Raw genomic sequence first — 20,951 nt, forward strand, 5'->3', positions numbered from 1 at the left:
GCCAACAACAACCAATTACAGTCTTAAATAGAACACCCAAAAAACTTTGGTACTCATATAGATCTACTTAAGCACTACAATTGGCAGAAGTATCGGCGCTTGCTCAGCACTATGCTTGAGCGAGGGTAAGTATACTGCTAGTACACGCACAAAAAAAGGGGCGAAGTCGCCCCTTTTTTATTGTCGGATAAAAATCCAACAATTCATCAAATTCTTAGCGACGTAGGCCAAGCTCTTTGATCAACGCAGCGTAACGCTCAACGTTCTTACCTTTTAGGTAATCAAGAAGGTTACGACGTTGGCTAACTTTACGTAGTAGACCACGACGAGAGTGGAAGTCGTGTTTGTGGTCAGCAAAGTGGCCTTGTAGTTTGTTGATATCAGCAGTTAGAAGCGCTACTTGAACTTCAGGAGAACCTGTGTCGCCTTCTGCGCGAGCGAATTTTGCTACGATTTCTGCTTTTTCTTTGTTGCTTAGTGACATAATAAACTCCAATTTAAATAAATTTAATGCTTTAGCCGATCACTAATTCAGCCAAAGCGACAAAGCGGCGGCATTGTATCAGTAATTCATGCCGCTGACAAAATTATTGTGCACTCGATAGCGCTCTTTTTGCTTTAAGGTGGCCATGTTTGTTACGTTCACCGATACCAATAAAGGTATCTTCGGCCATAACCTTAATTACGCCCTCAGGTACTTCGCCTACAACAACGGTTTGGCCATGGCTAAATGCAACACCTTGCTCTTTAGTTAAAGTGATCGTTGGTAGATCAACAAGTGCTGTATCCATTGGCAGTAACAGCTCGTCAATATAGGTAGATGGCTCAACCTCATCATCTTTAGCTTGTTGTAACTTTTCTTCTAAAGCTTCAATGGTGATCATCTTTTCAGCTGGATAATGACCTACGCCACTACGGTGAAGCATAATAACGTGTGCACCACACCCCAGTTTCTCGCCTAAATCATCAACGATAGTGCGAATATAAGTACCTTTTGATACATGCACAGTCATTTGAATTTGTTGGCTTTCAACATCATATTCATCAAGCGTAATGCTATAAACGTTGATTTTTCGACATTTACGCGGTACTTCAATTCCTTCACGAGCATACTTGTATAGTGGCTGACCTTGATATTTCAACGCAGAATACATAGAAGGATACTGGTCTGATTCACCTAAAAAGCTCGCGACCTCCTGCTCCAATTGCGCTTGGGTAATGTCAACTGAGCGAGTCTCAACAATTTCACCATCGGAGTCTGATGTAGTAGTTCGTTCACCTAGTTGAGCACGAACAACATATGTTTTATCCGTATCTAATAAAAACTGAGTAAACTTGGTTGCTTCACCAAAACAGATTGGCAACATGCCCGTTGCAAGCGGATCCAAAGCACCAGTGTGCCCGGCTTTTTGCGCAAAATAGATGCCTTTGGCCTGCTGCAGAGCTTTGTTCGATGAGATCCCTTGAGGCTTGTGTAAAAGTACAATGCCATCAACCGGGCGACCTTTACTACGGCGGGCCATTACTCTTCACCACCTTCTGCTGAGTCAGTATCTTCGCCACGCTTTTCTTTATCTGAACGAATCACTTCATCAACTAAATTGGAAATACGCATACCTTCCATCAGTGAGTTGTCTAGGACAAACTTTAGCTCTGGCATAATACGCGCACGAATACGCTTGCCTAAGATCGAACGAATGTATCCAGTCGCATCGTTCATAATAGCGAGGTTTTGTTTTGTATCCTCATCACTCTTACTGTTTAATACAGTTACAAAGATCTTTGCATAAGATAAATCACGAGATACTTCAACTGCAGATACAGTTACCATACCAAGTCTTGGATCTTTTATTTCTCGTTGCAAAATAACCGCAATTTCTTTTTGAATTTGCTGTGCAACACGATCCGTACGAGAAAATTCTCTCATTGTCACCACTTTTAATAAGCTATTGATTTTTATGTTATAAAAATCTAAAAAACACAAACACAAATGGGGGCTAACGCCCCCATTTCAAGGTTTAGACCCTGTTAGAATTACAGTGAACGCTGTACTTCAACAGTTTCGAATACCTCAATCTGATCGCCAACTTTAACGTCATTGTAGTTCTTAACACCGATACCACATTCCATACCGTTACGAACTTCTTGAACGTCATCTTTAAAGCGACGAAGTGATTCAAGCTCACCTTCGTAAATAACCACGTTTTCACGTAGTACACGAATTGGCGCGCTGCGCTTCACAATACCTTCAGTTACCATACAACCTGCTACTGCACCGATCTTAGGCGACTTGAACACGTCACGTACTTCAGCAAGACCAATAATCTCTTGTTTGAACTCAGGCGCAAGCATACCAGCCATTGCTTGTTTCACTTCTTCAATTAGGTCATAGATAACACTGTAGTAACGTAGATCTAGGTTTTCTGCTTCAATCACTTTACGCGCAGACGCATCCGCACGAACGTTGAAACCAACGATGATTGCATTTGAAGCTGCTGCAAGTGTTGCATCTGTTTCAGTGATACCACCTACACCACTACCTACAATCTTCACTTTAACTTCGTCAGTCGACAGTTTAGTAAGTGAATCTGAGATTGCTTCAATTGAACCTTGTACATCAGCTTTAAGAACAACATTAACTTCAGAGATATCGCCTTCAGTCATGTTTGTAAACATGTTCTCAAGTTTCGCTTTCTGCTGACGAGCAAGCTTCACTTCACGGAACTTACCTTGACGGTATAGTGCAACTTCACGCGCTTTACGCTCATCTTTAACAACTGTTGCTTCATCACCTGCCGCAGGTACACCAGAAAGACCTAGGATCTCTACAGGAATTGATGGGCCAGCTTGTGAAATTTCTTTACCGTTTTCGTCTCTCATTGCACGGACACGACCGTACTCAAGACCACATAGAACGATGTTACCTTGCTCAAGCGTACCGCCCTGTACAAGTACAGTTGCAACTGGACCACGGCCTTTATCAAGACGAGATTCAATAACAACACCTTGTGCCATACCTTCTTGAGGAGCTGTCAGCTCTAATAGCTCAGCTTGCATCAAGATAGCTTCAAGAAGGTCATCGATACCTAGACCAGTTTTCGCTGAGATATGAACAAACTGCGTGTCACCACCCCACTCTTCTGGAATAACATCCAATTGAGCAAGCTCGTTTTTAACGCGATCAGGGTCGATGCCCTCTTTATCCATTTTGTTTACAGCGATGATAAGCGGTACTTCAGCAGCTTTTGCGTGCTGTACAGCTTCTTTCGTCTGTGGCATTACGCCATCGTCAGCAGCAACAACTAGTACAACGATATCTGTTGCTTTTGCACCACGTGCACGCATTGATGTAAACGCCGCGTGTCCTGGAGTATCTAGGAACGTGATCATGTTGCCATCAGTTTCAACGTGGTATGCACCAATGTGCTGCGTAATACCACCGGCTTCACCATCTGCTACTTTCGCTTTACGAATGTAGTCAAGCGTTGACGTTTTACCGTGGTCAACGTGACCCATTACAGTAACAACTGGTGCACGTGGACCAACGCTCTCGTTGTCGCTACGGTCACTCAATACTTTCTCTTCAAGTTCGTTCTCTTTAACAAGAACAACTTTATGACCCATTTCTTCTGCAACATACTGAGCAGTTTCTTGGTCAATAACTTGGTTGATTGTTACCATTTCACCAAGCTTCATTAGTGTTTTAACAACTTCAGCACCTTTCACAGCCATGCGTGATGCAAGCTCAGATACTGTAATTGTTTCACTAATGCGCACTTCTTGCTTAACTTCCGCCGCAGGCTTTTGGAAGCCATGTTGAAGAGATGTAGGCGCTTTAAGCTTGCCTTTTTTACCACGTGACTGTTGTGCGTTAGTTTCGCCTTTCGCTTGTGGCTTTTTCTTTTTCTTACGACGTGCACTTTTCTCTTCACGTGCATCAGACTCATCTTCTGCTTCACGTGCATAGGTAGAAGTAGTCATATGGTGATCTGCAGAAGCTTCGCGACGTTTGCGCTCTTCTTCTTCAGCTTTCCAACGTGCTTCATTCTCTTCTGCTAGACGACGAGCTTCTTCAGCTTGACGATTTGCTTCTTCTTCAGCTTTTTTTACAGCTGCTGCTTCTGCTTCGGTACGAAGACGTTCTGCTTCGATTTTCTCTTGCTCTTGTTGGGCGCTATCCACTTCTTTACTCTGCTGTTCTTTCGCTTGACGTTCTGCTTCTGCTTTACGTTTGGCTTCTTCTTTAGCTTTGCGCTCAGCTTCCTCTTTGGCTTTTCGCTCTGCCTCCTGTTGGGCGTTGCGTTCAGCTTCTTCTTTCGCTTGTTGCTCAGCTTCTTGTTGAGCTTTCAATTCTGCTTCTTTGCGCGCAGCTTCCTCTGCAGCTAAGCGTTCTTGCTCTTTTTGCTGCTCGATTGCGCTCTTTTTAACGTAAGTGCGCTTTTTACGTACTTCTACCTGAACCGATTTAGCTTTACCAGTAGAACCAGTAACACTTAAGGTACTCTTGCTTTTACGCTGAAGAGTCATACGCTCAGGGCCATCTGAACCTGTACCGCCATGCTGCTTACTCAAATGGTCTAGCAACTTGGCTTTTTCAGATTCACTTACCTGATCGCCTTTGGCTTTGGTGATCCCTGCATCTGTTAACTGCTGCAGTAATTTATCAACAGTTGTACCAATGTTCTCGGCTAGTTTCTCTATGCTCACTTCTGCCATGTTATGCGTTACCTCCCGTTAATAAACTACTCTTCACTAAACCAGCAAATGTTGCGTGCAGCCATAATAAAGTCGCCCGCTTGCTGTTCAGATAATTCAGTGATCTCAACTAATTCGTCGATACCTTGCTCTGCTAAATCTTCAAGGGTGATTACGCCTTTGCTCGCCATCACAAACGCTAAGTGGCGATCAAGACCTTCAAGGTCTAGTAAGTCTTGAGCAGGTTCAGCACCTTCTAAAGACTCTTCATCACGAAGTGCTTTAGTCGTCAATGCATCTTTTGCACGTTTACGTAACTCTTCGACAGTTTCTTCGTCTAGTCCCTGAATTTCTAGGAATTCAGCAACTGGTACGTATGCGACTTCTTCAAGAGTTGAGAAACCTTCGTTAATCAAAAACTCTGCAAAGTCATCATCGATATCTAGGTTGTCTGTAAATAGGCTAATAAGTTTATCAGATTCTTCGGCGTTTTTACGCTCCATATCTTCAACTGTCATTACGTTTAGTTCCCAACCAGTTAGTTGGCTAGCTAAACGTACGTTCTGCCCATTACGGCCAATCGCTTGTGCTAGGTTATCTGCTTCAACCGCGATTTCCATCGTGCGTGAATCTTCATCCATCACAATTGACGCAACTTCTGCAGGTGCCATTGCATTAATAACGAACTGAGCTGGATTGTCATCATATAATACTATATCAACACGCTCGCCGCCTAATTCTGTCGAAACAGCTTGTACACGTGCACCACGCATACCAACACATGCACCTACCGGGTCAATACGCTTGTCATTTGATTTAACCGCAATTTTGGCACGTGAACCAGGATCACGAGCTGCACCTTTGAGCTCGATCATCTCTTCACCGATTTCCGGCACCTCAATGCGGAATAGCTCCATCAGCATCTCTGGTTTAGAACGAGTTACAAACAACTGTGCGCCGCGTGCTTCAGGCTTCACTTCATATAGCAATCCACGAACGCGGTCACCAGGACGGAAGCTTTCGCGAGGTAGCATATCTTCACGGTAAATTACCGCTTCAGCGTTGTTGCCTAAATCAATTACAACGGTATCGCGCGATGCCTTTTTAACAACACCGGTTACCAGTTCACCCTTTTGGTCTTTGTATGCATCAACAACTAATGCACGCTCAGCTTCACGTACTTTTTGCACGATAACTTGCTTAGCCATTTGGGTAGTAATTCGGTCAAATTGAATTGATTCAATTTGCTCTTCAACGTAGTCACCTAGTTGCAACTCTGGCTCTTCGACCTGAGCAGCTTCAAGGGTGATTTCAGAGTATGGATGCTCTAGTGAGCCATCTTCTAATGGCTCAGCTACTTGCCAACGACGGAATGTATCATATTCACCCGTTTTTCTATCAATAGAAACACGTACTTCAATTTCACCGTCATGTTTTTTCTTTGTAGCAGTCGCCAGTGCGAACTCTAACGCCTCAAAAATTTTCTCTCTTGGGACTGCTTTTTCATTGGATACAGCTTCTGCAACCAACAAGATCTCTTTTGCCATAGGTTTTGCCTCGCTTGCCCTGGTCCTTCGCACTTAATCTTAAAATTTGGCGATGATATTAGCTCTTTCGACATTGCTTAGCATAATGTGATGCTCTTGCCCGTCGACAGTCAGCGTGATCATGTCGCCTTTAACTGCTATTAGATCGCCTTTAAAGTTGCGGCGACCATCTTGTGGAAGTTTAGTGCGCAAACGCACTTCTTCACCTTGCGCGTCCTCATAATGAGCTTGTTTGAATAATGGTCTATCCACACCCGGTGAAGACACTTCTAAGTTGTATTCATTTGTAATGGGATCTTCTACATCCATAATCGCACTAATTTGGCGACTTACTTCTGCACAATCGTCAACATTAATACCATTCTCATGTTCGATGTACACTCTCAGTGTAGAATGACGACCAGCTTGCACAAACTCTAAACCGAGCAGCTCAAAACCACACGCTTCAACAGCAGGCTCTAGCATAACGGTTAAATCTTGCTCGAGTTTTGACACAAATTACCTCCATACAAACAAAAAAAGGGCTCATGGCCCCATCAATTCAGCTGCATGCTCTTGGGCCTAAATTGCTATTATCTAGCACTAGACACAACAACGCCCCGAACCAAGCGGGGCGTCACACCAAAAACAAACTGTGTGGCCAAAGGCCGTGCTTGGTTGCGGGCTGTACCAGCCTAAATTAAGCTTGCGCTTAAACGCAAAACGCGCATTACCATGAATGCGCGACCTAATAAGAAATAATCAAATTTCTTAATATTGGTTGCGGGAGCCGGATTTGAACCGACGACCTTCGGGTTATGAGCCCGACGAGCTACCAAGCTGCTCCATCCCGCGTCCACATGCAGCGATATGCTGCTCAATTGGCGTGTATTATAGAGATTGTTCCATTAATACGCAACCACTAACTAGATAAATTAGACACACCTAAACATCTTCAGAATTGATTAAGTACTTCTTTAACAATCATTAACATACATCACTTGTACCCGTTTTAGTTTGCTCTATACTTCACTTTTCTTACAATCCGGAGACAATTAAATGAATAAAAGGTCATTCCAGATAACTTTGACAGCGTTATCAACTTTGTTTTTCAGTGGTATTGCAACTGCAAACACATGCGCTAGCGCCGGTCCACAAACACCACGGGACATCGACAACCTTTACGGGGAAAACAAACGCATCTTTAGCCTCGCGCCTCCTTCTTCACAAATGAACCTGTGTAATATTCATTTCCACAAAAATGCAGAGCACAAAGCAAAAGACTTCTCTGTATTTGCAGGTGACGGTAAATATGGTGGTTACCAGTGTAATGCTACATCAAGCCTAACAGCCGCAGAGTTAAAAGCGCCAAAAGGAAAAGTTTGTAAAAACGTAAAACCTGGAGATACCATCGAAGTACATTGGGTACACAGTTCATGTGATGTCAAACCAGGTAAAGGACTGGGCTCTTGCCTTAATGATCAATGTGCAAACCCTGACTTACGCGTAGAAACACAAGTTTTCCTAGTTGTAAATGATGAAGATGCACTAGACTTCAATGACTTGAGCTACGACGGTAATATTGTTGATGGTTATCATCAGCCTAAACATATCCCAAATACGACCGGTAAACCTGTTGAGTTTTTAGGGTCTACAACGGGACCAAGTTACAACGATAAACAATGCTCTCCTTTACAAGTTACTTGGAGTGTTCGTCCAGCTTGTGCCAAAATCGACATCAATAGTCTCGCCGAGTGGTGTGAAGACAACGTCTTTGAAGAAGATCATGCACACGGTGTCAGACAGCTGGTAACCGATCCTAAGTTACTATCAACTATCAAATAAGCATTAGATGATATGCAGAACTACAATATTTGTATTTCTGCATTATTGATAAATAAGTTTGCAATCATAAAAGTCTACTGGCTATACTCAAATCAAATGCGGTTTTTTCGTACAACACAAAACACGCATCATAGGTAGTCACCCAAGTTTATTTTGTTTTGTTTGCTGTATCAGTTTGAGTGATAGCGAAACAGAGTTGATTAAAAACTTGAGCACGGATCCGCTCTAATCGTAATTGGAGCGATTATGAGTATTTCACCTTATCAATATCAGCTTTTAAGTCAGTCATTTGCGACTATCAAACCAAATTTTCACTGTTTTTGCGTGAGCTTTAACCACCGCTTAAAAATGCATCCAATGTCAATGGTCATTCCTAGTGCTGAGTCACAAATTTTAGCCATTGAATATCAGCTTAGGGCATTTATTCAGCAAAGTCTTATCCGTATGGCGAATCAAAAGGAGCTCTGTAGTTACATTGTCGGCAATATTGCCACCATTAAGTCCCTTCACCCATCGGCCTGTGACATTAGAATTTTGTGCAATTGCTTTTTAGACACGTTAAAGGTCCATTTAGGCAAACAATTTACACTTGCAGTGAGAAATGCTTGGAAGCGAGCACTGCATATTATCGCCAACGTACTCAAATCGGAACTATTTGGCATGTCAAATATTGTTTACTTAGATCAAGTTCGGCAAAAAAGACAAATTAGTCATTCTTGATGTGAAGGTGACAATCAAACTTGGAATCAGTAGACTGACCCTAATTTAGGTTAATTTAGGTGAGTTTATGAAACGTATCGCTATTTTATTGGGTTTGAGTGCATTGTTAACCACAGGCTGTGATGTATTTGAAGACTCTAAAGCCCAAATTGAAGCGCAATACTTAGCAGAAAACCAAGAGTTGCAAGCCGTTATTGAGCAGATCCGTGAACATGGATTGGAAGCAATGGCGCACAGCGCTCAAGCAGGAACAATGGCCAGCTGTGTTGCCAGCAAACTTGATGGCGATCCAATGGGCGCACTTGTGGAAGTTGAAGGCGCCTTGCAAGATGGTGCAAGCGTGGCGGAGCTTGCAAATTCTATCGCGAGTTTAACTGAGCAAGAAATCAGCTTAGAAAGTATCCCTGAATTGCTAAAAGCAGGCGCGGAAACTGTGACCTACTTGAAAACACTGTTAAGTACATACGATTTGGCTGAACTACAAACTCAGTTTAGTACTTTACTAGAGCAAGGTCAGACCAAAAGCGAAGACATTGGCACACATTTGCGTGGCTTGATTGAGCAATGTAATTAATTTACTAAGGTCATGCTTTATCTAAAGCATGACCTTGTTGCATCCAACTAGAATAAACGCCATCGACGCTTTTTAGTCCGCACTTTATGAACCCAATTGACCTCAATGGTGGTTACTGCCAGCACGTCTCTTTGAGCTTTAGCAATAAGTTCATAACTGACACTTTCAACAGATCCAAAATTTAGCGTATAACTGAAACTATCTGTATTAGCCCAACACTGTAAAATGCGTTTAGATTCACTCTCTCTAAGGCAATAATCCCCTGCTTCAGGCGCTGATATATCAAATACAACATCAGCATAACAGGTACGTCCTTGGTTTAGCGCAACACATTTTGTTGGTGAAGCATGCAATATCCCTTTACGTTTGTCGTTGGCTATTGACTCAGTCGTCAATGTAGCCAGCGATGCCCAAATTACCCAAGTGAATCTAGAATACATACTTCACTCCAGTAAAGAAAACCCGTGCATAGTTTGAGTCAACTAGGGGGCTACTTTTTACCCCGCCAGATCCTATTAACACTGAAGCGCCCGCGCTGTATACCCAATCTTGTGCAATTGGGTAGTTAATTTGCGTCTGGACAAATACTGTTGCGCCGTCTCCAGCCGTAAACCCATGCAGGTAATCATTTACTTCAGAAGGAGATACACCGTAAAAATAGTTGTTGAAATTCTGAGAGTAATAATTGGCACCAAAATTCAGCCACAAGTCCCAGTTTCTTAACTCAAAGTTACGCGTCGCCTCGACATGAAAAACCCAGCCATTGGATTCACCAAGTACATCGTACACCAACTCCGCAACAGCTAAAAAGTTGCCAATATTTCGATAATAGGCAAGGCCAATAGACTGATCGACTTTACGTGATTTTACGCCCCTTAACTCTTCAACAACATCGTCTTCATTAGAGTAATAACCAGTTTCAGAAAACGGGATCTGATAGTTACCAAATATGGCATCCAGCCCCCATTCTTCCTCCTGAACCAATTGATACCCAAGGTCAGAACCCCCAAAAAAATCGCCTGAATGTGTATTCAAGTAAAACTTTTTATATTGAAGCTTGGCATCGATTAACGGTGCAAGAGAAGAGAATTCATGCTTGGAGCCAATAAGCTTTGGTAGCTTGGTATTGACATAGAATGCGCCTAAACTCAATTGCCATTCAAAGTCATCTTCATCATACCAAGGCTCAGCATGTGCTTTCCCCATAATCACCATGCAAAGTGCAAGGAACACAGAAATTATATTATTCATTACTTATTATCTTTATTTAGCATTTGTGCCTAAATTCAGTACCAGATCATACCTGAGCACTTCTCATACAACAAGAAAACAATTTAAAACCCAGCAATTAACATTTTTTTAATCATATTGTCATCTTCACATTTTTAAATGCGCACTCTCACAATCGAGTAATTATTCAATACGGAAATAAAATGAAAAAACTCCTTTTAGTTTCTTTACTTATGGCTAGTGCCGGAAATGCTTATGGGTTTAGCCAAGAAACACATAAACGGATTGTTATTGATGCTGTTAATTATATGGCACAAAATCCACAAACGACAGAATATCGCAAGCTGCTATCATTCGCCCAATCAAAAGGGATGAGTATTACTCAACTTGGCGAATTGATGGGACAGGCTGCTTATGACGTCGACGACTTTGAAGACACGTTTTTATGCGGCGCGATCACAGGAGACTGTGTCCAAGCTCCGATCTGGGGGGTAGCAGAAAGTATCGTCAAATACACCAGTTACTGGCACTTTCAAAACCACACCCAAGGCGCTGACCAACATGGTAATGACTTTGGCGGTTACAACTACGATAAACTCACTGTTTGGGGAGCCATCGATAATATGGCAGCAACCTGGCTGAAGGGAGATTACCTCGATGACGGCCCAGGTGGAGAAACTGGGTGGTTCAGTGCCGACGACAGCGAATACAACAGCTACGGGATCACTGAAAAAAATTACCGTATCGACGGACACTCACATTACAACATGTATGACGACTTTGAAGAAATGCCTTTTCAGCCAATCGATAATCTTGGGCAATATTGGTATCAGAGCTATCTAAAAACTGGCAACCCGCAAATTTTAGGTTTTGTTTTCCACACAACGGATCTACTACAGCCTCACCATACATGGACTACCTCAGATCTCAACCATTCAGATTGGGAGTCATGGGTAAAAGATTATTACGACCAAGAAAACCTGAACGATATGGCATTAGTTAAGCAAGCAATGCAAAGTTTCACAGCATTAAATGCAAAAGATACCGATATTCGTCCACTACTGACCGAAGGCGGCGCTTTTTCATACGCGCAAGGTGGCATAGTGCTCAATTCCAAAGATCATTATGACAGGTTAAATACTGCCAAAATGGTGATCCCCCATTCAATCGCGATGGTAGTCCACCTACTTAATCATGCGATGGTGGCACGTTAATGCGTTTTGCTATCTTTTTATGGGTAAGCTTTGTTAGCTTACCCTGCTTCTCAGCACTCGACCACATTACTGAAGCAGAGCTTGCATTAATGCACAGCTTGTACCAAGCACAAGACAGGCAAATATCTAAAACAAGCCTTAAGACTAGGCTATTAGAAAACCAGTTTCTCCTATCACACGCACGTAAACTAAACTTATCTTTGTTAGATAGGCATGCATCCGTAGGTTTTGACAATGCATATCATGTACGTAGATATATAAGCTCTATGTTATTGCATAAATTTCCACAGCTTACACATACGAAACGAAAAGCACTTCAAATATCATTGTCAGCTGAAGAACTAAAATCACTATTGGGCCCATACCCTAATAATGGACAATATACTGAACAGCAAAGACAAAAGTGGCGTCAGATATCAATGAGTAAACAACCAAAAATCACCCTTGATGACATATTGGCAAGTCAATCTATGCAAGGTAGATTTTCATTGCATGAAGGGGATATTGGGCTGCTAAGCAAAGACGTTGAAGATCTTATCAGCTTTCATCAATTGAAGAATAAGGCTGCACCTCTGCTCGCTGAGCAAAAATTGTCTCTCACTCGACTTAACCTGCTCGCACTTGGTGAGTTGCTGAGGCCGTCGATCCAAGCTTATTTAGGCGTTAAATCTCAACTGCACGGCGAGCGAAGCGATTACGTTGACAATATCAGATCAGATGTTTCTGATCACGAAATAGCTCAATTTTATATCACTCATAAAAAAGAGTTTAAATACTTACAGCATATTTCTGCATTCGCAGCAATTTTTGAGAATCAACAAGACGCAATGGCGACATACAGCAATGCAAGTCGAAACAACACTCGGCAGATATTGTTAAATAGTGGCCTACGCAACCACTTTAGTACATCCAAAAACGTTCAGCATCTTGTGCAGATCAGTCGCCACCACCCGAAAAAGTGGTTGGCACAAGTGGCATTTAATAATCAGGTAGATGAATTGTCCAGACCTATCCGCACACCTCAGGGTAAATGGGCATTGATATATACCACGAAACCAAGCTTCGCGTATCATGTAAAAGACAGTGAAACGGTCCGCTACCGCGCATTGCAACATATCACTCAGCACAAAGCCAAAACCGCATATACACACCTTTTTTATCAGTGGTTACACTCAGAAAAGACTAAAACATGAAACAGATACAATTGATCTTATGCGGCCTTTTACTGTTCGTAATCCTTATCGGAACTTGGGCGCTGATATCAGCGCTTCAAGTTACCATCATTGCAAGCCCCCCTTCAACGAAGGCCTTACCGGCTGCTCACTCAGCCCAAACTAAAACACCAATGGTTAACGAAACAGACCTCTCCCTAATTCACCTAAGTAGTAAAGACTCACCTTTGAGTAGCTCACCCAGAGGGCCTGCCATATCTGACATTACCGAAGGTGACGTATATATCCCCCCCATTGTTCAATCACCACCACAGAGCAATACCTCCTACAGTGGTGACTTAGACGATCATCAAAGTTACAACGCGTATTTATTGGCAAAGGAGCATGAGCTAAAACATGAGTTTATCGCAGCTGTAGATAAAAAAGTTGCAAGAATTAATAACTTGCTTGAGCGAGGGATCCAAGCAAATCTACCTAGCGAGCAGCTACAAGAAGCCAGAGATAAAATAGCCGCTCTTAAAACAATGAAGGCTCAACTAATCAAGGAGTTAGATTCAGTTAGAGTCGACAACTAACTCGCCATCACTTTGCTTTTGTGATAGGTATGCTGTCAATATTCGCTCATAGATCCGTTCAATCGTCACAAGATCTGTGATAGGCACGTGCTCATTCACTTGATGGATTGATTCATTCTTGACGCCACACTCAACTACCTGAGTATTTTCATTGGCAAAAAAACGGCCATCAGATGTACCACCAGCAGTACTCAATGTCGGATAGTTACCCAGCTCTTCAGAGATAACAGTTTCAATCAAAGACAAAAAACAATTGTGCGCTTGTTTACCCGTATAATATGACTCACATGGACGTTCCCAAGCAACACTTACTTCCGCGTTTACAGTGTCGCTTACTGCTGCCAACCTTTGGCATATTTCATCGCTTTTATAACTATGACTATAACGAACATTGAATGTAATTTCACAACTTGCAGGAACGAGATTATCAACAATATTTGGTACGGTAAGTCCAGTTACTTGCAGTGTCGTTTTTGACCCAGCCACATCCTTTGGCCAATTCAATTGGGCTAATTTCGTCACCAATTCTCCCGCAATATGCGCTGCATTTTTGGCTAATTCGGGGTAAGCCACATGTCCAGCCTTCCCTTTCACGATAAATCTGCCAGAAATAGCGCCGCGCCGGCCATTTTTAATGGTATCCCCCACCAGCTTATGAGATGTAGGTTCACCAACCAAGCAGGCATCCAGTGCAACACCTTGGCGTCTTAAATACTCCGCGATTAACGCTGAGCCATCCGTCGCTTCACCTTCTTCGTCAGATGTGATCAGCCAATACAATGTGCCACTGAAATTTAGTTCAGACTCACATAAAGACCTCGTCGCATTGAGCATCGCGGCAATCGAGCCTTTCATATCGGCCGCACCGCGACCATATACGATACCGTCGACAATTTCCCCGGAAAACGGGTCGACAATCCAACCATCAGTAGTCGCTGGGACAACATCAACATGGCCCGAATACGCTAATGTAGGGCCCTCTCCAAAACGTCTATGCGCAATCAAGTTTTTAACGCCGTTGGATTCAATAACAACGACCTCAAACTCCAGCTTTGACAATTGTTGTGAAAGGTAAGCCAAGGTTCCTGCATCGTTTGGGGTTACTGATCGAGCTCGGATCAATTGTTGCAATATATCTACAACGGGAAAATGAGCTTGCTGACTGTCTTGAAGAACTTGAGGCATATTGAATAACCAATCGACTGTTTGCTCCATTAAACGTGCTCAAAGTGTCCAGATTATGTCGAGTTAATTGCATATTTATTACTAAAAACAGAGAAAAATAGGGACTCATAGCCTATTGGGCGATACTTTATTGCTAATTTTCAAGGTAATTCAGCTAGAAAACTTAATCCAAATCAAACTTTCAAAACCTTCTGAAATATGAAAAGTCAAACTTGATCTAGAACAGCTTTTTTTCCTCCAAAGCCCTTACTATGAAGCCATTAAACAAGAGCCACCTTGTATAGGTTCAGGAGATGAAAATGAATAAACTAACAGCTGCTTTGATTTCAACTTTATTAGTAACAGCACCTTTAGCTCACGCTCAGTTTAGCGTCAACGTTGGTGCTATTCATGTTAACCCTATTGACTCAGCATCGGCTATCAATGAAAACAGAGCGCTTGGACTTGCAGCGGATTCAGATACTCAGTTAGGTATTACTTTCGACTATCACTATAACGACAATATTGTATTTGAGTTAGTTGCTGCTACGCCATTTTCTCACACTGTTGAAGGTGCTGGCGGCTTAGCTGGGAATGACATCGCAAAAATTAAACAATTGCCACCCACCCTGCTAGCCCAGTATCACTTTTTTGACAGCAGCGCGAAACTGCGCCCGTTCATTGGCGCAGGTTTAAACTACACTGTCTTTTTTGATGAAGAACCAACAGCAGCATTAAAACAGACACTTGGTACTGACAATGTAAAAGTAGACTTAGACAGCTCTTTCGGATTGGCATTACAGCTTGGTTTAAACTACGAAATCAATGAAAAATGGGGCTTACATGTCATGGTATCGAAAATGGACATAGACACAGATGCTACTGTCTATGCTGACGGCAAACAAGCGTTAACATCAGATGTCGAAATCGACCCATTTGTCGCAATGATTGGCGCAAAGTACAAATTTTAATTGTGAACAGGTATAAATTCTCAATCTTGGGCCACTTAAGTGGCCTTTTTATTGTTCACTTTTTTTTGCTCTAACATCTCTTTCCAATGCACTATTTCGTTGGGAAGCTCAGGCTGCTCTCCATTGAATTCAGCGACTTCAAGTAAATCCTCAACAGAAACGATGCCTTTTTTACTCTTAAATACACCCCGTACGTATGCGATAGCATGCAGCCCTCTTTCTGAGTGAAACTTTTGTTCTATATAAAAGTATTTGTGATCCCAGCCAACAACTTGTGTCGTTACTGAAAATTTTTGCAACGGCTTTATATCTCGGATATAGGTTATTGCAGTGGCATTCACAATTGGAAACCACTTCCTTTTTAGCAGTTTTCCCAGCAAACCTAATCGCTCTGTCATCCATGTTCGAGCAAGATCCATCATCGCTAAATATCGCGAATTAGTAAGGTGTAAATTGATGTCACAGTCACTTGGTAAAGCCCTAAAATCAATTGTTGTAGGTTCTAACATGCCTTCGTGGCTTTTGTTTTGTCTAATTTTCCAAAACAATAGGAGTAACCGAAAATATAAATTCATGCTTCAATTGGTCTAACCAGTAATTTGTAGCGCCAGTGTATCATAGCACTTATTAGCAACAAGCATGTTCAGTGATATTTTCGACAATATGTTAAATTCATAGCAATTTGCTATATTTAACAAACTGAATTAAGTTTTAATTATCTTTAAGATAAGTATTTATTTATGAATAATATATTCAAACTTGGTCTTTTTTTAACTACGTTTAGCTTTAGCAGCAGTGTTTTGGCTAACTTTGATTTGACTGGAAAAGGCGTAGTCACATACCCAACTGGCATATCAAAAAACTTTGATTTTGGTTTCGGGTGGCAAGCAACGAATAAAAAGTTTCGCATCGGGAAAAAAGCCTATTCAATGTCTCAACTACCTGAGTCCTATTCGATTGCACTCACTCTCAGTAAAGATGAAACAAGAGTGTGGATACAAGAATTCAATGCGGGTTACATCGAGTCATTTGAATGGAAAATCGGGGATAATACACTCAAGTTGGCTAAGAGATCTTTCAACTCCCCAGTAAAGGGGAACTACATTTTGACACTCAATAAAGTGGATTACTTTTTAAGTAGAAACAATGTGAGCATCGATGTGTATTTTGAGGAATCCGGTGTTAAATATGTCAGGTTGGACGGCGTGACTAGAAATATGGGTACTAAAAAGTAAGTACCCACATACAGTTTATACCTTCACAGTTTTTCGATTAATGCCATACTCTCGCAGTTTGTTAGCAACTGCTGTGTGGCTAAGTCCTAACCTTTTGGCTAACTGCCTAGAACTTGGGTAAGCAGGATACAACTTTCTCAGTAAAGTTGCTTCAAAACGTTTCACCGCCTGCTCTAACGTCCCTTCAAAATCTGACTCTAAATAACCTAAGTCGTGTGTAAATGTCGGCAGTTGCATATTTTCAATGCGTAACTCTTTGTCATCCAATAAAGATACGGCACGATAAATGGCATTTTCGAGTTGACGAACATTACCCGGCCAAGGGTACTGCTCTAAAAATTCTAAGCACTCTGGGTGTAAAGAAGGCACTGCTTGACCATTTTGCTGCGCATATTTTTGAATAAAGTGCTCAGCCAAAGGCTTAACGTCCGCTTTACGGTCTCTTAATGGCGCAATCTCTAGCGTCAATACGTTGATTCGATAATAGAGATCTTCTCTAAAGCCGCCTTCTTGCACCATAGCCGGTAAATCTTTCTGAGTTGCAGCAATGATCCGAACATTCACTTTAACTTCATTTTCATCACCAACCTTTCTAAACGTGCCGTCTTGTAAAAAGCGAAGCAATTTAGTTTGTAATTGCTCAGACATCTCTCCAACTTCGTCGAGAAATACAGTGCCGCCATCAGCCTGCTCTAACACACCACGTTTTGAGGGAACTTGATCGTCAAAACTGGCAAAACCAAATAGTTCAGACTCTGCAACATCATCTGGCAATGACGCACAAGATAACGCAATAAACGGCTTTAACGAACGGTTTGAGGCATAGTGGCAAGCCCTTGCAAGCAGCTCTTTACCTGTACCCGTTTCGCCAGTAATCAAAATAGGCGCTTCCAACTGGGCCATCTTTCTCGCTTCTCGCACCACTCGTCTCATCGCTGTGCTTTGGTTGTGAATAGTCGCGAAGCTTTCTTGCCCATATCGTCTAAAAGCACTGACTTGTTGACCTAAACGACTTTGAGATTTTATATTGATCACGGCACCAGCGAGTACATCGCTCTCCGTGCCTTGGGGAACAGAAATAGGTAAGATATCGGCGATGTAATCTTCACCGGCAACTTCAACACGGGTCGTTTGACCAAGCACTTCATTGCCTTCCAACCACCTTGTAAAATTAAACCCTTTCAATAGCACATTAATACTGCTGCCAATCACTTCATCGAGTGATAAGTTTAAATCTCTACAAGCTGCGTCATTACAATGCCTAACTCCACCTTTAGCATCGATTGAAATAACACCATCAGGCAATGCACTCAGTAGCGTATTTAGCTCATTATGCTCACGCTCAGACGGCAAAAAGGCCGTTGTTCGCACATCTTCAACGCCATCGATCAATCTAATTTCAGGCATGATTTTCTGAAATTGCTCAAATTCAATGGGTGGAAAGCTAACATACATACGGCAATTTACCGAGTCGACTTCAATCCCCTTTAAATCTACTCGATAGTTCACCAATATATTGAGTATTTCTTGTGCAATACCAATACGGTCGGCGCAATGAATCTCTAAACGCATCTGTTCCTCAAAACGGTTTTTTACCTCTGAGCGGATCATACTCTAAGAATAGTCATCAGCCTAGCAAATTGTAAACATTTTTGGACAGATATTTTCCTGATCAGAATTAATAATAATGACCTATAATAACTACATGATAAACATAGCATTTAATTGATGATAAATGATTGCATGCCGTTTGCCTTACATTTTATAATACTAAATAACTAAACAATGTTAAATTAAATGGTGGGAGAAGCGATGAAAGCAAAAATAATAGCCTTAGTTCTAACAACCATTTTCATTAGTGCATGTTCTGTTGAAGACCCATACGAAACTGGGCCAACCGAATCACAGCAGGCTGAGCAAGAAGAACAAGACAAACAAGAAAGCCAAACTGCGCAATGGCAAATCACGATTGCAGACACCAACGGAACTGCTGTGAATAGCGCATCAATTGTAGTTGCAGGTGTGTCCTATCTGAGTGACGATAATGGTCAGGTTTCTCTGCCTTCATTTAAACCGGGTAACTACAGTATCGCAGTTACTAAGGCAGGTTTCGAACCGTTACTAATCACTCAGCAGCTTTTATCGTCAGATCAACAGCTCACATTACAACTAAAAACTAAACCTACAGATGCCATAACATTGTTTTTTGCGGGTGATACCATGTTTGGTAGACGATATATGGATCCATCCTTAGTCACCATGGGAAACTCCCTTCCAGACGTCGAAGGGGCACTAATTAGGGCGCAAACAGCCGCCCAAGACGCAGTAGCAATTACAAAGTATATTAAGCCATTAGTTGAGCAAGCTGACTTTTCATCTGTTAATTTAGAAACCCCAATATTGAGCACCCCTATAAGCGTGCACCCAACCAAAGAATTTGCATTTTTCTCCTTACCGGAAACACTTCAGGGGTTAACTGAAATCGGTGTAGATTATGTCGCACTGGGTAATAACCACGTCTATGATTATTTGCAATCAGGTCTTGAAGATACCGTAGAATACGTTTCACAAGCTGGTTTGCTATTTAGCGGTGTAGGAAATAACAGCACCGAGGCATTTGCACCACTCATCACATCCGTTAAAGGCATGTCTTTGGGGCTCGTTTCTGCCACTTCAATCACAGGCGATGACAATCCAATTAATTATGTTGCTGAAGTACAAAAAGGGGGGGCTGCAGATCTCACTGACAGCAGTCAAGCCGTTGCAGCTGTCGAGCAAGCCATTGAAAAAAGTGATTTTGCTATTGCACAACTACATGGTGGCGACGAGTACTCCTATGCACCCACACGATACATCACTAACCGATTCAATTTACTTAGCGAAGTTCAGCCAGACCTCTTGATTGCTCATCACCCCCACGTAGCACAGGGTTTTAGTTTACTTAATAACACGCCTGTATTACTTGGTCTTGGTAATTTTGTTTTTGAACAAAACCGTATTGAAACCTTACTTGGTGTCGCCGTCACGTTAGAGGTATCCCCTCAGGCTCAGCCAAAGACCACCAGAGCTCGGGCTTACGCTATCTATCTCGAAGACTACCAGCCCAAGTTAGTCACGGGTTTTTTAAGTGATTATTTAATGAGGAGGTTGGGTGAATTCTCACAAGGTGGTGTATCTGTCGTCCCCCGACAAGGCTACGCTGATATCGACTTCTACAACAGTGTTGCACCAAAGCCATCTGAAACAGCTCAAATCACCCTTGAACCTGGACTGCATACCGTTGATTTAAGAGAATTTGTACCGAGTAAGGCCTTTTTAACTAAGGTATCCTCTTCAGGGTCCGTAACACTAAAACTAGGTAGAGATTTGATGTTATTTGGAGACTTTGAGGACTGGGATAATGATGACACATTTGGTGAAGTATCACGCTGGGAAAATGACAGTGAGAATATTACCCCGTGTCTAACTGGAGCACGTAATGGTAAACAAGGCATGTGTATGGTACGAACGCAATTTGACAACCGCCCTTTACGTATGCCGTTTAAGCACACCATTAGAACTATGCCTATTACCCCAAGTGAGACAACCATTGAAGCCTATCATGACATGACTTTGATAGGTTACAACAAAGGGCTCAATGCAGGCGCGCTTGATGCTGAGTTGTCTATTACCACCTCAGAAGACAATTTATTATTCTCTGAGCAAACAATTCGCATATCGGAGCCGGGAGAATACAACTGGCAAATGTTTGAACACAGCTTTTCCTTACCGAGCGACAACAATACTTTAGGACCCGAACAGCTCCCAGCACGCGCCGTAAAACTTGCGTTTTTGCACACACCACCACAAAACGGAGAAGCCACCCTCATTTTAGACGACCTAGCTCTTATCTCATGGCAAAAAGATCTCCTTTTAGATAATAATATCTGGCAGGCCAATGAGATACATGGCCTAGACTTTTTACGAGTATCAACGCAACAAGAAGTCACGTTATCTCTCGAATTTTCGACACTTGACTAGGTTGCTCAAT

At 42.2% G+C, this 20,951-nt stretch carries 20 protein-coding genes and 1 tRNA gene; 9 read left to right on the forward strand and 12 right to left on the reverse strand.

Annotated features, from left to right (window positions below):
- Positions 1-214 precede the first annotated feature (214 nt).
- The 7 genes from rpsO to N483_RS19475 form a co-directional block, all read right to left on the reverse strand.
- Positions 215-484: a 30S ribosomal protein S15 gene (gene rpsO / locus N483_RS19445; RefSeq protein ID WP_036975065.1), complete on the reverse strand. Its 270-nt coding sequence runs from the start codon at positions 482-484 to the stop codon at positions 215-217.
- Positions 485-587: 103 nt separating this feature from the next.
- Positions 588-1,523: a tRNA pseudouridine(55) synthase TruB gene (truB, locus tag N483_RS19450; RefSeq protein ID WP_023397667.1), complete on the reverse strand. Its 936-nt coding sequence runs from the start codon at positions 1,521-1,523 to the stop codon at positions 588-590.
- Positions 1,523-1,927, reverse strand: coding sequence for a 30S ribosome-binding factor RbfA (gene rbfA, locus N483_RS19455; RefSeq protein ID WP_023397666.1), 405 nt, complete (start codon positions 1,925-1,927; stop codon positions 1,523-1,525). Before rbfA ends, truB begins: the two co-directional genes overlap by 1 nt.
- Before the next feature lie 107 nt (positions 1,928-2,034).
- Entirely contained in the window at positions 2,035-4,716 is a 2,682-nt protein-coding gene (infB, locus tag N483_RS19460) for a translation initiation factor IF-2 (protein WP_023397665.1), read from the reverse strand.
- A gap of 26 nt (positions 4,717-4,742) precedes the next feature.
- A complete protein-coding gene (gene nusA / locus N483_RS19465; RefSeq protein WP_023397664.1) occupies positions 4,743-6,242 on the reverse strand; it encodes a transcription termination factor NusA in 1,500 nt (499 codons plus the stop codon).
- Positions 6,243-6,281: 39 nt separating this feature from the next.
- A complete protein-coding gene (gene rimP / locus N483_RS19470) occupies positions 6,282-6,737 on the reverse strand; it encodes a ribosome maturation factor RimP (protein WP_023397663.1) in 456 nt (151 codons plus the stop codon).
- Between the two features lie 262 nt (positions 6,738-6,999).
- Positions 7,000-7,076 (reverse strand) — tRNA-Met (locus tag N483_RS19475).
- Positions 7,077-7,280: 204 nt separating this feature from the next.
- Here N483_RS19475 and N483_RS19480 point away from each other — a divergent pair.
- The 3 genes from N483_RS19480 to N483_RS19490 all read left to right on the forward strand — a co-directional run bounded on the left by N483_RS19480 (position 7,281) and on the right by N483_RS19490 (position 9,360).
- Positions 7,281-8,066, forward strand: coding sequence for a delta-class carbonic anhydrase (locus N483_RS19480; protein WP_023397662.1), 786 nt, complete (start codon positions 7,281-7,283; stop codon positions 8,064-8,066).
- Positions 8,067-8,312: 246 nt separating this feature from the next.
- Positions 8,313-8,786, forward strand: coding sequence for a globin (locus N483_RS19485; RefSeq protein ID WP_023397661.1), 474 nt, complete (start codon positions 8,313-8,315; stop codon positions 8,784-8,786).
- Positions 8,787-8,853: 67 nt separating this feature from the next.
- Complete coding sequence (locus N483_RS19490; RefSeq protein ID WP_023397660.1) at positions 8,854-9,360, forward strand: hypothetical protein; 507 nt, start codon at positions 8,854-8,856, stop codon at positions 9,358-9,360.
- A 47-nt stretch (positions 9,361-9,407) separates the two neighbouring features.
- Here N483_RS19490 and N483_RS19495 read toward each other — a convergent pair whose 3' ends face one another.
- Together N483_RS19495 and N483_RS19500 are read right to left on the reverse strand one after the other, a co-directional pair.
- Positions 9,408-9,800, reverse strand: a complete 393-nt coding sequence (locus N483_RS19495) for a DUF3019 domain-containing protein (RefSeq protein ID WP_023397659.1) — start codon at positions 9,798-9,800, stop codon at positions 9,408-9,410.
- Complete coding sequence (locus tag N483_RS19500; protein WP_023397658.1) at positions 9,790-10,611, reverse strand: MipA/OmpV family protein; 822 nt, start codon at positions 10,609-10,611, stop codon at positions 9,790-9,792. Before N483_RS19500 ends, N483_RS19495 begins: the two co-directional genes overlap by 11 nt.
- Before the next feature lie 182 nt (positions 10,612-10,793).
- On the opposite strand from N483_RS19500, the gene N483_RS19505 reads away from it, so the two are divergent.
- Genes N483_RS19505 through N483_RS19515 form a run of 3 tightly spaced genes read left to right on the forward strand, consistent with a single transcriptional unit; the run spans position 10,794 to position 13,551 of the window.
- Complete coding sequence (locus N483_RS19505) at positions 10,794-11,804, forward strand: hypothetical protein (RefSeq protein WP_023397657.1); 1,011 nt, start codon at positions 10,794-10,796, stop codon at positions 11,802-11,804.
- Positions 11,804-12,997, forward strand: coding sequence for a hypothetical protein (locus N483_RS19510; RefSeq protein WP_023397656.1), 1,194 nt, complete (start codon positions 11,804-11,806; stop codon positions 12,995-12,997). The genes N483_RS19505 and N483_RS19510 overlap by 1 nt, the downstream gene beginning before the upstream one ends.
- Positions 12,994-13,551 (forward strand): hypothetical protein, encoded by a 558-nt coding sequence (locus tag N483_RS19515; RefSeq protein ID WP_023397655.1) that lies wholly within the window; start codon positions 12,994-12,996, stop codon positions 13,549-13,551. The genes N483_RS19510 and N483_RS19515 overlap by 4 nt, the downstream gene beginning before the upstream one ends.
- Here N483_RS19515 and dapE read toward each other — a convergent pair.
- Positions 13,531-14,736: a succinyl-diaminopimelate desuccinylase gene (gene dapE, locus N483_RS19520; protein WP_052027332.1), complete on the reverse strand. Its 1,206-nt coding sequence runs from the start codon at positions 14,734-14,736 to the stop codon at positions 13,531-13,533. The genes N483_RS19515 and dapE overlap by 21 nt on opposite strands.
- A gap of 299 nt (positions 14,737-15,035) precedes the next feature.
- Between dapE and N483_RS19525 the strand changes: the two genes are divergently transcribed.
- On the forward strand, positions 15,036-15,686 hold the full coding sequence (locus N483_RS19525) for an OmpW/AlkL family protein (protein ID WP_023397653.1): 651 nt from the start codon (positions 15,036-15,038) through the stop codon (positions 15,684-15,686).
- Between the two features lie 35 nt (positions 15,687-15,721).
- Here N483_RS19525 and N483_RS19530 read toward each other — a convergent pair whose 3' ends face one another.
- Entirely contained in the window at positions 15,722-16,261 is a 540-nt protein-coding gene (locus tag N483_RS19530) for a thioesterase family protein (protein ID WP_023397652.1), read from the reverse strand.
- Between the two features lie 165 nt (positions 16,262-16,426).
- Here N483_RS19530 and N483_RS19535 point away from each other — a divergent pair, with 165 nt between their 5' ends.
- On the forward strand, positions 16,427-16,921 hold the full coding sequence (locus N483_RS19535; RefSeq protein WP_023397651.1) for a hypothetical protein: 495 nt from the start codon (positions 16,427-16,429) through the stop codon (positions 16,919-16,921).
- Between the two features lie 15 nt (positions 16,922-16,936).
- Here N483_RS19535 and tyrR read toward each other — a convergent pair whose 3' ends face one another.
- Complete coding sequence (gene tyrR / locus N483_RS19540; protein ID WP_023397650.1) at positions 16,937-18,493, reverse strand: transcriptional regulator TyrR; 1,557 nt, start codon at positions 18,491-18,493, stop codon at positions 16,937-16,939.
- Positions 18,494-18,733: 240 nt separating this feature from the next.
- Between tyrR and N483_RS19545 the strand changes: the two genes are divergently transcribed.
- Complete coding sequence (locus N483_RS19545) at positions 18,734-20,941, forward strand: CapA family protein (RefSeq protein WP_023397649.1); 2,208 nt, start codon at positions 18,734-18,736, stop codon at positions 20,939-20,941.
- Positions 20,942-20,951 lie beyond the last annotated feature (10 nt).

This window comes from Pseudoalteromonas luteoviolacea NCIMB 1944, from assembly GCF_001625565.1.
Lineage (GTDB): Bacteria > Pseudomonadota > Gammaproteobacteria > Enterobacterales > Alteromonadaceae > Pseudoalteromonas > Pseudoalteromonas luteoviolacea_F.

What these genes read in the sequence shown, in the direction of transcription:
- N483_RS19485 (WP_023397661.1), top strand. Translation starts at nt 8,313, where the DNA reads ATGAGTATTTCACCTTATCAATATCAGCTTTTAAGTCAGTCATTTGCG.
- nusA (WP_023397664.1), bottom strand. Translation starts at nt 6,242, where the DNA reads ATGGCAAAAGAGATCTTGTTGGTTGCAGAAGCTGTATCCAATGAAAAA.
- N483_RS19515 (WP_023397655.1), top strand. Translation starts at nt 12,994, where the DNA reads ATGAAACAGATACAATTGATCTTATGCGGCCTTTTACTGTTCGTAATC.
- N483_RS19505 (WP_023397657.1), top strand. Translation starts at nt 10,794, where the DNA reads ATGAAAAAACTCCTTTTAGTTTCTTTACTTATGGCTAGTGCCGGAAAT.
- N483_RS19545 (WP_023397649.1), top strand. Translation starts at nt 18,734, where the DNA reads ATGAAAGCAAAAATAATAGCCTTAGTTCTAACAACCATTTTCATTAGT.
- N483_RS19530 (WP_023397652.1), bottom strand. Translation starts at nt 16,261, where the DNA reads ATGAATTTATATTTTCGGTTACTCCTATTGTTTTGGAAAATTAGACAA.
- rbfA (WP_023397666.1), bottom strand. Translation starts at nt 1,927, where the DNA reads ATGAGAGAATTTTCTCGTACGGATCGTGTTGCACAGCAAATTCAAAAA.
- N483_RS19495 (WP_023397659.1), bottom strand. Translation starts at nt 9,800, where the DNA reads ATGTATTCTAGATTCACTTGGGTAATTTGGGCATCGCTGGCTACATTG.
- rpsO (WP_036975065.1), bottom strand. Translation starts at nt 484, where the DNA reads ATGTCACTAAGCAACAAAGAAAAAGCAGAAATCGTAGCAAAATTCGCT.
- truB (WP_023397667.1), bottom strand. Translation starts at nt 1,523, where the DNA reads ATGGCCCGCCGTAGTAAAGGTCGCCCGGTTGATGGCATTGTACTTTTA.
- N483_RS19510 (WP_023397656.1), top strand. Translation starts at nt 11,804, where the DNA reads ATGCGTTTTGCTATCTTTTTATGGGTAAGCTTTGTTAGCTTACCCTGC.
- N483_RS19525 (WP_023397653.1), top strand. Translation starts at nt 15,036, where the DNA reads ATGAATAAACTAACAGCTGCTTTGATTTCAACTTTATTAGTAACAGCA.
- infB (WP_023397665.1), bottom strand. Translation starts at nt 4,716, where the DNA reads ATGGCAGAAGTGAGCATAGAGAAACTAGCCGAGAACATTGGTACAACT.
- N483_RS19480 (WP_023397662.1), top strand. Translation starts at nt 7,281, where the DNA reads ATGAATAAAAGGTCATTCCAGATAACTTTGACAGCGTTATCAACTTTG.
- tyrR (WP_023397650.1), bottom strand. Translation starts at nt 18,493, where the DNA reads ATGCGTTTAGAGATTCATTGCGCCGACCGTATTGGTATTGCACAAGAA.
- dapE (WP_052027332.1), bottom strand. Translation starts at nt 14,736, where the DNA reads ATGCCTCAAGTTCTTCAAGACAGTCAGCAAGCTCATTTTCCCGTTGTA.
- N483_RS19535 (WP_023397651.1), top strand. Translation starts at nt 16,427, where the DNA reads ATGAATAATATATTCAAACTTGGTCTTTTTTTAACTACGTTTAGCTTT.
- N483_RS19500 (WP_023397658.1), bottom strand. Translation starts at nt 10,611, where the DNA reads ATGAATAATATAATTTCTGTGTTCCTTGCACTTTGCATGGTGATTATG.
- N483_RS19490 (WP_023397660.1), top strand. Translation starts at nt 8,854, where the DNA reads ATGAAACGTATCGCTATTTTATTGGGTTTGAGTGCATTGTTAACCACA.